Origin of the sequence: Pseudomonas sp. (assembly GCF_046581935.1) — a bacterium.
In the GTDB taxonomy this organism is placed as follows: Bacteria; Pseudomonadota; Gammaproteobacteria; order Pseudomonadales; family Pseudomonadaceae; genus Aquipseudomonas.
The window spans coordinates 135,334-149,518 of the sequence record NZ_JAYGFK010000027.1; the positions used below are offsets into that span (position 1 = coordinate 135,334).

The window sequence follows — 14,185 nt, forward strand, 5'->3', positions numbered from 1 at the left end:
TCCTGCCTGTTTGCCCCATCATTCACTTATGCACCGAAGGCCACACGGATGACGAACAAGACCGCACAGCACCTCGAAGACGTCTATCCCCTTTCACCGCTGCAGCAAGGCATGCTGTTTCAGAGTCTGCTGCACCAGGAGTCCGGGGTCTATCTGATGCAGGACCGCTACCGCATCGGTGGCGATCTGTCGGTAGAAGCGTTTCTCCAGGCTTGGCGGCTGGTAATCGCCGCCCACCCCGCCCTGCGCACCAGCTTTCTGTGGAAGACCCAGAAACAGCCGCTGCAAGTGGTGCATCGGGAAGTGAGTGAGCCCGTCGAGTTCATCGACCTTGAGGGCCTAAGTGAGGCGCAGCAGGAAGCGCACATCCAGGCGTTGCTAGAGCAGGAACAGCGCAACGGCTTCAACCTAGCCAAGCCACCGCTGATCCGAGTTCGCCTGGTGCGTCTGGGTGCAGGCCGGCACGAGATGATCCGCAGCTTCCACCACATCCTGATGGACGCCTGGTGCATCTCGCTGATCATGGTGGACTGTATCGACGCCTATGATGCCCTGCGCCAGGGGCGTACGCCGACGATGCGCAAACCTCGTCCGTACCGCGACTACATAGCTTGGCTGCAGCAGCAGAGCCTGCCCGAGGCGCAGGCGTTCTGGCAGCAACAGCTGCAAGGGCTGGACACCCCAACGCCGCTGGTCATCGAGCGCCAGACACGGCAAAGCCAGTACAGCGAAGCGGTGCTGGTTGACGATACGCTGATCCGTTTTGACGCGCGCGAGACCTGCGAGCTGACTGCCCTCTGCCAGAACCAGCGGATTACTCCCAACACCCTGTTCCAGGGCGCTTGGGCTCTGTTGCTGTCGCGCTACAGCGGCCACCGCGACGTGCTCTTCGGCGTTACCGTTGCCGGCCGTCCACCACAGCTGGCCGGTGTGGAAGAGATGATCGGGCTGTTTATCAACACCCTGCCGCTGCGCGTACAGATTGATGAACAGCAGGACCGCATCGGCTGGCTGCAAGCACTGCAACGCCACAACCTCGGTCTGCGCGAGTTCGAACACAGTGCCCTGGTGGATATCCAGGGCTGGAGCGCCTTCCCGCGCGGCGAGGAGTTGTTCGACAGCATCCTGGTCTACGAAAACGCCCCCATCGACGACAAGCTGTTCAGCGGCGAACTGAGCTTCAGCCTGGACGACATGGAACACAGCGTGCACACCCACTACGGCCTCACCGTGGTGGTCATGCCTGGCGAACAGCTGGCAGTACGCATCTCCTACGATCGTCGGCGTTTCGCCCGCGACAGCATCGAGCGTCTGCTGGGCCATCTGCGCCAGATCGTCCTCGGCATCCTCGCTGCACCAAGCGCGAGCCTCGCCTCACTGGAGCTACTAAGCGACGCAGAACGCCAGCAGATGCTGGTGGAGTGGAACCGTACCCAACAGCCCTTCCCACTTGAGCGTACCTATGCCAGCCTGTTCGCCGAACAGGTGGCGCGTCAGCCGAGCAAGGTCGCGGTCGTCTGCGAAGGCGAGCAACTCAGCTATGCCGAACTGGATGAGCGGGCTAGCCGCCTCGCTGCCGCGCTGATCGCAGCCGGTGCCGGGCCCAATCAACCCGTGGCCCTGCTCGCCGAACGCGGGCTGCCGCACCTCACGGCGCTGATCTCGATCTTCAAAGCCGGTGCCTGCTACCTGCCCCTTGAGGTCAAACACCCGGCGCAGCGTCTGGCGGAGATCCTCGAGCTAAGCCGAGCCCCGCTGATGCTGGTCGGCGACAGCCAATGCGCGCTGGCCGATGAGCTGTGTACCCGGTTCGGTGCCAAAGCGCCGCAACTGATCGGCATCGAGCCACTGTGGTTGAGCGGCCCCGCCCCGCTCATAGAACCCCGCAGCACGGCGGACGATCTGGCTTACGTGATCTTTACCTCCGGTTCCACCGGCACGCCGAAGGGCGCGCTTGTGGAACAACGCGGCATGCTCAACAACATTTTTGGCAAGGTGCCGAGCCTTGGCCTCAGCGAGCAGGATCGTATCGCTCAGACCGCCTCGGTAGCCTTCGATATTTCCGTCTGGCAACTGCTCGCTGCGCCGCTGCTGGGGGCCACCGTGCATATTCTGCCGGACGCCGTTAGCCATGACCCCGAGCGCCTGCTAGAGGTACTGCAAAACCAGCAACTGACACTCTGGGAAGCAGTACCTGCGGTGATCCGAGGAGTACTTACGGCCAGCACGGCGACCACCGACCTCAGTGCCTTGCGCTGGTTGCTGCCGACTGGCGAAGCACTGCCGCCGGCCCTGTGCCGCGACTGGTTCGCGCGCTTCGCCCATGTGCCGTTGATGAACGCCTACGGCCCGGCGGAATGTGCCGATGACGTGGCCTTCCATGCCATCCGCGCGGTGTCGGACGAACAGGCCCAGGCCATGCCTATCGGCAGACCCACGCCGAACACTGAGCTCTACGTGCTGGACGCCGAGTTACGCCCGCTGCCGGTGGGCGTGCCCGGTGAAATATGCGTGGCTGGCGCTGGCGTCGGGCGCGGCTACCTGAACGATGCCGAGCGCACTCGGGCGGCGTTCGTCGATCACCCGTTCCATCCTGGCGCGCGTTTCTACAGAACCGGAGATCTAGGGCGCTATCGCGCCGATGGTGTGATCGAATTCCTCGGCCGCCGCGATCAGCAGGTGAAGATCCGAGGCCATCGCATCGAACTCGGCGAGATCGAAGCCAAGCTGCAGCAGCACCCGACCGTAAAAGCGGCAGCGGTGGTGGTGCACAAAGACGCCCGTAACGAATCGCAACTGGTCGGCTACTGGGTCGGCCACACAGCCGAGGCTGTCGATGAGCTCACGCTGAAGGAAGCCCTGAGCCGTCAGTTGCCGGCCTACATGGTGCCGCTGCGCCTGGTCGAATTGGATGCCCTGCCCCTCAACGCCAACGGCAAGGTCGATCGCAAACGCCTGGTGTTGCGCGAGCTGCAATGGAGCGAGAGCGAGTTGACTCCACCAGCAAATGAGACCGAACAGGCGCTACACGGCATCTGGCAGGAAGTCCTGGCGCTGGAGAGCTTCGGCGTTACCGACAGTTTCTTCGCCCTCGGCGGCCACTCGCTGCTGGCCACTCAGATGCTGTCGAAGATTCGCGCAGTCTTTCGCGTCGAACTGCCGCTCAAAGCATTGTTCGAGTGCCCCAGCGTGCGTCAACTGGCGCAGGCCATCGACCAACAACTGGCCGCTACCAGCGACGGCCTGGCAGACGCCGACGCCATTGCCGTACAGCCGCGGCCGCAGCGCTTGCCGTTGTCTTTCGCCCAGCAGCGCCTGTGGTTCGTCGAACAGCTGAACCCTGGTAGCGCCCATTTCAATATTCCCTTCGCCCTGCGTCTAAGCGGGGAGCTGGACATCGAGGCGTTGCTCGCCAGTTTCCAGTGGCTGCTTGAACGTCATGAGGTACTGCGTACCGCTTTCCCCAGCGAGGACGGCCAGCCCTACCAGCGAATCGTCGAGGCGTTGAGTTTCGAACTACCGGTTAGCCACCTGACCGATGGCAGTGACGCTACGCTGCAAACCGAGCTGAGCAGCTGGTTCGCGCAACCGTTCGATCTGGCCAGCCCGCCGCTGATTCGCGCGCGGCTGTTGCACTTGGGCGAGCGCCAGCACGTCCTGGCCATCACCCTGCACCACCTGGTCTCCGATGCCTGGTCAGCGACCCTGGCTCTGCGCGAATTGACCCAGTTCTACGCTGCCCTGCAGGCCGGCGAGACGCCGCGACTGGCACCGCTGCCAATCCAGTACGCTGACTACAGCTTGTGGCAACAGCAGCGCCTGCAACCAGCGGCGCTCCAGCCGCATCTGGATTACTGGCAACATCAGCTCGCCCGCAATGACGGCGCAGATCAGGATTACCTGCTCGAGCTGCCGACCGACAAGCCGCGCCCGGCGAGCCAATCGCACCGCAGCGGCATGCTCGCCGCCCAGCTGTCGCCAATCGCCAGCGAGCGCGCCCGCGAACTGGCGGCGCGCCTGCAACAATCGCCGTTCAGCCTGGTGTTCGCCGCCTTCGCCAGCTTCCTGCAGCGCATGAGCGGTCAGGACGATCTGATTCTCGGCACCCCGGTGTCCAATCGCGAGCGGTCGGAAACCCAACCGCTGGTGGGCATTCTGCTCAACAACCTGCCGGTACGCGTGCGTTTCCACGGCCAGCCGAGTTTCGCCGAACTGGCGCGTCAGGTCAGCGACACCCTGCTCGACGCCCAGCGCCACCAGGACCTGCCCTTCGAACGCCTGGTCGACCACCTGGCACTGCCGCGCCGCCTGAGTCACGCCCCGTTGTTCCAGATAATGGTCGCGCAGCAGTTACCAATGGAGCGTCGTGTGCAGTTCCCAGGCCTTGAGTTCGAGGTGCTGGACACACCACTTAGCTACTCTGAATACGACCTGGACCTGCATATCGTCACCCCATCGCAGGGCCCCATCGAGCTCAACCTGCTGTACGCCCATGACCTGTTCGAAGCGCCCAGCGCCGAGCGGTTACTGCAACGTTTTGTCCACCTGTTCGAGGCCATGCTCGAGGCACCTGAGCGCCCGCTGGGCGAGCATCGCCTGCTAACACCGGATGAATGGCAACGCACGGTGGAGGGCTGGAACCTTACGGCGCAAGCCCTACCGCTAGCACCGACCATCCTCAACGCCTTCGAAGCCCAGGTTGTGCGCTCGGCGGATGCGTTGGCGATCGAACACCGCGAACATCAGCTGACCTACGGCGAACTCGATACCCAGGCCAATCGCCTGGCGCACCACCTGATCGCACAGGGCGTAGGCCGCGGCCACTGGGTGGCGCTGTGCCTGGATAAATCACCGGAACTGGCGGTTGCCATCCTGGCAGTGCTGAAATGCGGTGCCGCCTACGTGCCAATCGACACCAGTTATCCGGCCGAACGTATCCGCTACATCCTCGACGACTGTGGCAGCGATCTGCTGCTGACCCATGGTCAACACGCGGCGCGCTACACCGAACTGCCGGTGAAGTTGCTGCAGCTGGACCGACTGCAGGCGCAACTCGAGCAACAGCCAGCAACGCCGCCGACACGCAGCCTCGACGCAGACTCGCCGTTCTACGCCATCTACACCTCCGGCTCCACCGGCCAGCCCAAGGGTGCAGTAGTCACCCACGGCGGCGTGCGCAACCTGCAGCACTGGTACCTGCGCACATTGGGCTGGCGCCAAGGCGACAAGGTGCTGCTGGCTAGCGCCACCGGCTTTGACCTGACCCAGAAGAACATCTTCGCCCCGCTGCTGTGCGGCGCCACGCTGGTCATGCCCAGCCTGGAGTCCTATGACCCGCAGGCACTGCTGCATGACATCCGCAGCCACCGCATCACCCTGCTCAACGGCGCGCCCAGCGCCTTCTACCCGCTGGTGGAAATCGCCGCCGCGCAGCAGTGGCGCGATCTGACCAGCCTGCGCGCGCTGGTGCTGGGCGGCGAACCGATCCGCATGGAGCGTCTGCACGGCTGGCTCGCCAGCGCGCACGGGCGCTGCCGCGTGATCAACAGCTACGGGCCCACCGAATGCACCGACGTGGTGGCCTGGCACGAAGTGGATATCGACGCGCCCAATAACGTACTGCCCATCGGCCGGCCGGTGGATAACAACCAACTCTACGTACTTGATCGCTACGACCAGCCGCTACCGGTCGGCGCGGTCGGCGAAATCTGCGTGGCCGGGGCCGGGGTGGGCAGCGGCTACCTGCATCGCGAGGCATTGACGGCCAGCGTCTTCGTTGCCAACCCCTTCGGCGAGGGCCGCCTGTACCGCACGGGCGATCTGGGCCGCTATCTGGCTAACGGCGAACTCGAATTTCTCGGGCGTAAAGACTTCCAGATCAAACTGCGTGGCCTGCGCATCGAGCCAGGCGAGATCGAGCAGGCACTGCGGCGCGTGGACGGCGTGCGCGACAGCCTGGCACTGGTGCGCGACGATAAGCTTATCGCCTATGTACTGACTGCCACAGGCAAACTGCCGAGCGAAGGGTGGCGCGATGAGCTGGGACGTTTTATTCCCGCCTATATGCTGCCGCAGGCGCTGGTAGCCTTGAGCGAGTGGCCGCTGAGCGCCAACGGCAAGATCGACCGCCGCGCGTTGCCGGAACCGCTCCTGGAGGAAGCAGGGGAAACCCTGGAGGCGCCACAGGGCGACAGCGAAGTCCGCTTGGCAAGCCTGTGGGCGGAAACGCTGCAGGTGCCGCTGGAGCATATCGGTCGCCAATCCAACTTTTTCCACCTCGGTGGTCACTCGTTGCTGGCGACCGTGTTGCTGACCCGCATCGCTGCGGTATTCGACACGGCTCCCGCTCTGCGCAGCCTGTTCGAGCAGCCGACGCTAGCGGCACAGGCACGCAGCATCGACGGCACCACAGCGCAGCCGACCCAAACCTTACCGACGCTGGTAGCTGGGCCGCACCCGGCTCGTCTGCCGCTGTCCTTCGAGCAGCAGCGCCTGTGGTTCCTTGAGCAACTGGCACCGGACACCGGCGAATACAGCATCATCACGGCACTCACTCTGACCGGCGAACTCCGTCTGGAAATACTGCGTCAGGCCTTCGAAACCCTAGTCGAACGTCACACCATTCTGCGCAGCCGCCTGCTCGACAAAGGCGACGGCGCTGAACTGCTGATCGACGCCCCGGCCTTCTTCAATCTGGTTGTCGAGGATTACCAAGGCAACGCGGCGGCCTGGCCGGAGCATCAACGCCAGGTCGCCGAGGCCGAGGCGCGCCAGCCGTTCGACTTAGCGCGCGAACATCCGTTGCGCGTGCGCCTGATCCGCCACCCAGCCAGCGGTCAGGCCCTGCTGGTGCTCGGCCTGCATCACTCGGCCGCCGACGGCTGGTCGCTGCAGGTGCTGCTGGAGGAACTCGCCGAAGGCTACCGCGCCGGTCTGGAAAAGCGCCGACCCGACTTGCAGGTACTGCCGGTGCAGTACGTGGACTACGCCCTGTGGCAACGCAGTGCGGCCCGCCAACAGATCTACCGTCAGCAGCTGGACTACTGGCAGACGACCCTGGAGAACGGCGACTACCGGCTCGAACTGCCAACCGATTTGCCGCGTCCGGCGACGTTCGACAACACTGCAGGCACCTGCTTCGCCCGTCTGCCACAGGCGCTGACCACGCGGCTGCGGCAGTTCGCCCACGAGCAGAATGTCACGCCCTTCATGCTGTTACTGGCCGGTCTCAAGCTGTTCCTCAGTCGCTACAGCGGGCAGCAGGACATGCGTATTGGCATCCCGGTCGCCAACCGCCGCCTCGACGCCGTGCAGCCGTTGATCGGTTGCTTCGTCAACACTCTGGTGATCCGCTCCGAACTGACCCCACAGCAGACCTTCGGCGATTACCTGGCCCAGCTGCGGCAAACCGTGCTGACGGCGCAGGAGCACCAGGATGTGCCATTCGAGCAGGTGGTCGAGCAGCTGGCACCGGAGCGTGATCTGTCGCGCACGCCGCTGTTTCAGGTGGCTTTTGTCATGCAGAACAGCGAGCGAGCGCCCCTGCAGTGGCCGGATCTGAGCTTGCAGCCACTGGATATCCGCTCGTCAGCGGCCAAGTTCGAGCAGAACTGGGAAGTCCACGACGACGGCCAACAGTTGTCGGTGATGCTGGAGTACCGCGCCTGCCTGTTCCATGAGGCAACCATGCAGGCCTGGCTAGCCCAGTGGCAGGACTTCCTCGGCCAGCTGCCGGATGCCGTGAACACCCCGCTAGCCCAGCTCTCGCCACTGAGCGAGGGCGACCGCCAGCGCCAACTGCTGACGTGGAACGACACCGCCCGTCACTATCCCGGCCCCGCAACTCTCAGCGAAGCCCTGGCGCAACAGGCGCAGCGCAGCCCCGACGCACCTGCGCTGGTCTGCGAGAGCGAAACCCTGACCTATCAAACGCTGCACCAGCGCGCAGACCATCTGGCGCAGGCCCTGGCCGCCCAGGGCATTGGCCGCGAACAGGTGGTTGCGGTATGCCTGGAACGTTGCAGCGATCTGCTCGTGGCGCTGCTGGGCATCATCAAGGCCGGCGCCGCCTACCTGCCGCTGGACCCGCACCTGCCCCCTGCCCGCCTGGCCTTTATGCTGGAAGACGCCGCCTGCCCACTGGTGCTGACTCACAGCCAGTGGCGTGACCGGTTGGCAGCACAGGTGCCGGCCTGGTGCCTGGATCAGCCGTTGCCCGAGATCGTCGGCACGCCCCGTATAGTCGCTAATCAGCCGGGCGATCTCGCCTACGTGATCTACACCTCCGGCTCCACCGGTCAGCCGAAAGGTGTGCTTAACCAGCACGGCGCGTTGATGAACCGCCTGCACTGGATGCAGGAGGCCTTCCCGCTTGATGCGACGGACCGCGTACTGCAGAAAACCCCCTACGGTTTCGACGTGTCGGTGTGGGAGTTCTTCTGGCCGCTGATCACCGGTGCTTGCTTGGTGCTCGCCAAACCGGGCGGACATCAGGACAGCGGCTACCTGGTGGAGCTGATCCAACGCGAGCGCATCAGCACCCTGCACTTCGTGCCGTCCATGCTGCAGGCCTTCGTCAGCGAACCAGATCTTGAGCACTGCACCAGTCTGCGTCAGGTCTTTGCCAGCGGCGAGGCGCTGCCGCTGGCCTTGCAGCAGCGCTTCTGCGCGCGCCACCCGGCCCGCCTGATCAACCTTTATGGGCCCACCGAAGCCGCCATCGACGTCAGCGTCTGGGTCTGCGACAGCACCTCAACGCTGGGCTTCGTGCCCATCGGCAAACCCATCGCCAATATCCAGCTGTATATCCTCGACGAGGGCCTTAATCCGCTGCCACTCGGCGCGATTGGCGAGCTCTACATCGGCGGAGTGGGCTTGGCGCGTGGCTACCTGAATCGCCCCGAGCTGACCGCAGCGGCCTTTATCGCCAGTCCGTTCAAGGCTGGTGAGCGCCTGTATCGCACGGGCGACCGCTGCCGCTTCCTGACCGACGGTAACATCCAGTACCTGGGCCGCCTCGACCATCAGGTCAAGCTGCGTGGCCAGCGTATCGAACTGGGCGAGATTGACGCCGCTCTGCTCGCTCAACCCTGCGTACGTGAGGCCGCCACCCTGCTGCGCGACGATCTGGGCACGCCGCAACTGGTGGCCTATGTGGTTGCATCCGCAAGCGGGCTGGACGTAGCGCAACTGCAAACCGCCCTGACGCAAGCGCTGCCTGCGCACATGGTGCCAAGCGTGGTGGTAGAGCTGGCCGCTCTGCCGCTCAATAGCAACGGCAAGCTGGATCGCAAACAACTGCCAAAGCCGCATCTGGAACTGTCCGGCGATGCCTATGAAGCCCCACAAGGCGAGGCCGAACAGCATCTGGCCGCACTCTGGAGCGAGATTCTCGAGGTGCCGCGCGAGCTGATCGGCCGTCATAGCCACTTCTTCCGCTTGGGTGGCCATTCATTGCTGGCCACCGTGCTGCTGGCACGCCTGCGTCAGCAGCATGGCCAGGCACCCGCCCTGCGCCAGCTGTTCGAACAGCCGACGCTTAAAGCCTTCGCGGCACTGCTCGCCACCTCCGCTGCCGCGCCTGCCGTCGAACTGCGGCCGCAACCGCGCCCCGAGCGCCTGCCGCTGTCCTTCGCCCAGCAACGCCTGTGGTTTCTCGAACAACTCAACCCGGAAGCCGCCGAATACAACATCACTTCGGCCGTCGAACTGAACGGTGCAGTACAGCTCGACTGGCTGCAGCAAGGTCTGGCCAGCATAGTCGCGCGACATGAAGTGCTGCGCGGCCGCCTGCTGGAACAGGGCCATGGTGCCGAACTGCTGATAGACGCCGAAAGCCGTGCAGACTTCACCATCGAGCGGATCGTTGCAGCAGACTGGGATGGGCACATTGCGCGCTACATTGACGCGGAAACCCAGACACCCTTCGACCTGGCTGCCGGCCCGCTGATCCGCGGTCGCCTGCTGCAAAGCGAGCAGCGCACACTGTTGCTGCTGACGCTGCACCACACCGTCGCAGATGACTGGTCGATGCAGCGCCTGATCGACGAATTGGCCGAGTTCTACCGTGCCCGCAGCGAAGGCCGTGAAGCGGAACTGCCCGAACTATCGGTGCAGTATGTCGACTATGCCCTATGGCAACGCTTGCCGGCCCAGGCCGAGCGTTACCGGGAGCAGCTGGAATACTGGCGCGAGACCCTCGGCGACGGCAACTACCTGCTCGAACTCCCTACCGACCATCCGCGCCGGGCGGAACCGGACACCGCCGGCGGCTTCCATAGCCTGGTGCTGCCGGACAGACTCACGCAACAGCTGCGCGAGGCAGCCCAAGACCAGGGCGTAACGCTCTACGTGCTGGTGCTGGCCGTCACCCAGGTGCTGCTCGGTCGCCTAGCCGGCCAGCGCGATGTGCGCCTCGGCACTGCGGTGGCCAACCGCGATCTGGCGGAAACCCAGGCGCTGATCGGTTGCTTCGTCAATACCCTGGTGATTCGTGCCGAGGTCGATCCGCAGCAGGCGTTCAAAACCTTCCTGAATCAGGTCGGCGAACGCGTGCTGAAGGCCCAGGAACACCAGGAAGTGCCCTTCGAACAGCTGGTCGATGCCCTGGTCAGCGAGCGTGACATGACCCGTACGCCGCTGTTCCAGGTGCTGTTCGCCATGCAGAACGCGCGCCTGCGTGACGATGCCTGGGCACCGCTGACGCTGCGCGAAATCGAGGTACCGTCCAGCGCATTGAGCTTCGACCTGAGCTGGGAGGTGCACGACGACGGCCAACGCCTGTCGCTGCGCCTGAAGTACAAGCGCCAGCTGTTCGAGGCCGAGACCATCACACGCTGGGCCGACGCCTGGCAGCGTCTGCTAGGCGATGCAGTGCAGCGCCCGCAGGCCGCGCTGGGCGAACTCGACCTGCTCGGCGAAGCCGAGCGCAGCCGCCAATTGCACGACTGGAACGCCACGGACAAGACCTACCCCGGTCCGCACAGCCTGGCCCAGGCACTGGCCGACCAGGCCGCGCGCACGCCAGACGCGCCGGCGCTGATCTACGCCAACCAGCGCCTGAGCTATGCCGAACTGCATGCCCGCACAGGCGCCGTAGCCAGGCAACTGCGCGAACGTGGCGTGAGCCGTGAACAGGTGGTCGCCGTGTGCATGCAGCGCTCGGTAGAGATGGTCGTTGCCCTGCTCGGCATCATCCGCGCCGGCGCTGCCTACCTGCCGCTCGACCCTGAACTACCAGCCGCCCGCCTGGCGCTGATGCTCGACGACGCCAAGCCAAGCCTGACCCTGGCGCAACAGACCACGGTCGCACGCTTGCCGCAGGCCACGCCGGTCTGGTACCTGGACGCCTTGACGCTGGAGGACGGCCCGCAGCCCGAGGCGCTTAACCAGCCCGGCGACCTCGCTTACGTGATCTACACCTCCGGTTCCACCGGTCAGCCCAAGGGCGTGCTCAACGAGCACGGCGCGCTGATGAACCGCCTGTACTGGATGCAGGATGCTTACCCCATCGGCGCCGATGACCGCGTTTTGCAGAAAACCCCCTACAGCTTCGACGTGTCGGTATGGGAGTTCTTCTGGCCGCTGATTACCGGTGCCTGCCTGGTAGTTGCCAAGCCAGACGGCCATCGCGACAGCCGTTACCTGACCGAGCTGATCCAGCGCGAGCGCATCACCACCCTGCACTTCGTGCCTTCGATGCTGCAAGCCTTCGTCGGCGAGCCGGAGTTGTCAGGCTGCACTTCATTGCGCCAAGTGTTCGCCAGTGGTGAAGCACTGCCGTTCGATCTGCAACAGCGCTTCTACACGCGCCACACGGCGCAGCTGATCAATCTCTACGGCCCCACCGAAGCGGCCATCGACGTCAGTTGCTGGCCCTGCGATCCGGCCTCGCCCCTGGGCTTCGTGCCCATCGGCAAGCCCATCGCCAATATCAAGCTGTACGTTCTTGATGAAGCACTCAAGCCACTGCCCATAGGCGCGGTGGGCGAGCTCTATATTGGCGGCAAGGGCCTGGCACGCGGCTACCTGAACAGAGCGGAGCTGACCGCCGAGCGTTTCGTGCCGAGCCCGTTCGAGACGGGTGAGCGCCTGTATCGCACGGGCGACCGCTGCCGCTTCCTCAGCGACGGCAACATCCAGTACCTGGGCCGCCTCGACCATCAGGTCAAGCTGCGAGGCCTGCGCATCGAGTTGGGCGAGATCGACGCCGTGCTACTGAACCAGGATGGCATCGAGGCGGCGGTGACCCTGCTGCGCGACGATCTAGCTACATCGCAACTGGTGGCCTATCTCAGCGGTCCTGCGCCGGTTGACGTCGCCGCCCTCAAGCAGCAACTGGGGCTGCATTTGCCGACGCATATGGTGCCAGAGTTCATCGTGCAGCTGCCTGCCCTGCCGTTGAGCAGCAACGGCAAGATTGAGCGCAAGGCGTTGCCCAAACCACAGATTGAGCGCCAAGCGCAGCAGTACCAGGCACCGACCAGTGCTACCGAGGAAGTGCTATGCCGGCTGCTCAGTGAGCTGCTCGGCGTCAGCCAGCCGGGGGTCAATGACAACTTCTTCGCCTTGGGCGGCGATTCCATTCTCGGTTTGCAGTACATCGCTCAAGCCCGCGCCCATGGCATCGGCCTGACACCGCGGCAGTTGTTCCAGCAGCGCACCCTGGCCGACCTGGCGCGGGTCGCCAGCCAGGTCGAAAGCTGTCAAGCCGAACAGGGATTGCTGGAAGGCGCGGCGCCACTGCTGCCGATCCAGCGGTGGCTACTGGAACAGCCACTGAAAGAACCCGGCCACTGGAACCAGTCGGTGCTGCTGACGCCTACCCACACATTGGATGCCGATGCGCTGCAAGCCACGCTACAAACGCTGGTTGAGCAGCACGACGCCTTGCGCCTGCGCTTCACCCAGGAACACGGCCAATGGCGACAAAGCTACGCTGACGCGCAGCAGGCCATGGGCTTCGCCCGGGTCGCCTTGGACACCGCCTACACGCCGCAGGCGCTACGCACTTTCATCGCCGCGCAGATCGAAGCGCGCTTCGATCTGGCGCAAGGCCCGCTGTTCCACGCCCTGCTGATCGACCTGGCGGACGGCAGCCAGCGCCTCTACCTGGTGGCCCACCACCTGGTGGTGGACGCGGTGTCCTGGCGCGTGCTGCTGGAAGACTTCACCACGCTCTACCCACGCTTGGCCGAGGGCCAGCCCGCCACGCTGTCAGCCAAGACCAGCTCCTACCGTCAGTGGGGCCAGCGCCTGTGGCAGCAGGCCGGCAGCCCCGCCGTGCAAGCGCAACGCGACTACTGGCGGCAGCAGACGTTGCCCGGCGCACTGCCGGCGGATCAGCCGCAGGCGGACAACTCAGTGGCAGATGAAGTGAGCCTGAGCGAGGCGCTGAGCGTCGAGGAAACCCAGGCCCTACAGCAGGCGCAGAACAGCTACCGCACCCAAGGCCACGAACTGCTGATCGCCGCCCTGGCCGGCGCCCTGCACGAATGGTCGGGTGCAACCGCCATTGGTATCGATCTGGAAGGTCACGGGCGCGATGCGCCCTTCGCCGAGCTGGACGTCAGCCGCACGGTGGGCTGGTTCACCCAGCTCTACCCGGTGCGCCTGAACCTGCCGCAGGCCAGCGATACCGGCGCGTTGATAGTCGCGGTCAAGGAACAGCTGCGCGCCGCAGCCGATCAGGCCATGGGCTATGGCCTGCTGCGCCATCAGGCCGAGCTGCCGCTGCCGACGCACCGCCACCCCTTGTTGTTTAACTATCTGGGCCAGCTCGACAGCGCCGCCGGCAGCCTGCTGCAGCTCGCTGACGAGCCATTGCCGGCGCATGTCGCGGCCGACACAACCCGCAGTCATGAGCTGGAAGTGGTGCTCGCGGTGCTCGGCGGTCGCTTGCAGGTGGAGATGAAGTTCGCCGGCCAGCGCTACGCCCCGGCCACCCGCGAGCGTCTGCTGCAGGCCTACCTCACGCATCTGCGCGGGGTCATTCAGCACTGCCAGGGTAACCAGACGGGCCAGTTGTCGCCGACGGACTTCCCGCTGGCCAAGGCCCTGAACCAGAAGAACCTGGACACCCTGTTAAGCAAACTCAAGAGCAAACCTATCTCGCAAAGCTAGCGGCTGGCACGCCGGTCGACTCCTCGGAGTCGCCGGGTGCCGACGCGAAGCTCGATACGTTTTT

The 14,185-nt window shown here is 64.8% G+C and carries 1 protein-coding gene; it reads left to right on the top strand.

Translation table 11 applies throughout. The features are described from left to right. The first annotated feature begins 48 nt into the window (after nucleotides 1-48). A complete protein-coding gene (locus VCA57_RS22115) occupies nucleotides 49-14,121 on the top strand; it encodes a non-ribosomal peptide synthase/polyketide synthase (RefSeq protein WP_411187685.1) in 14,073 nt (4,690 codons plus the stop codon). Nucleotides 14,122-14,185: the final 64 nt, after the last annotated feature.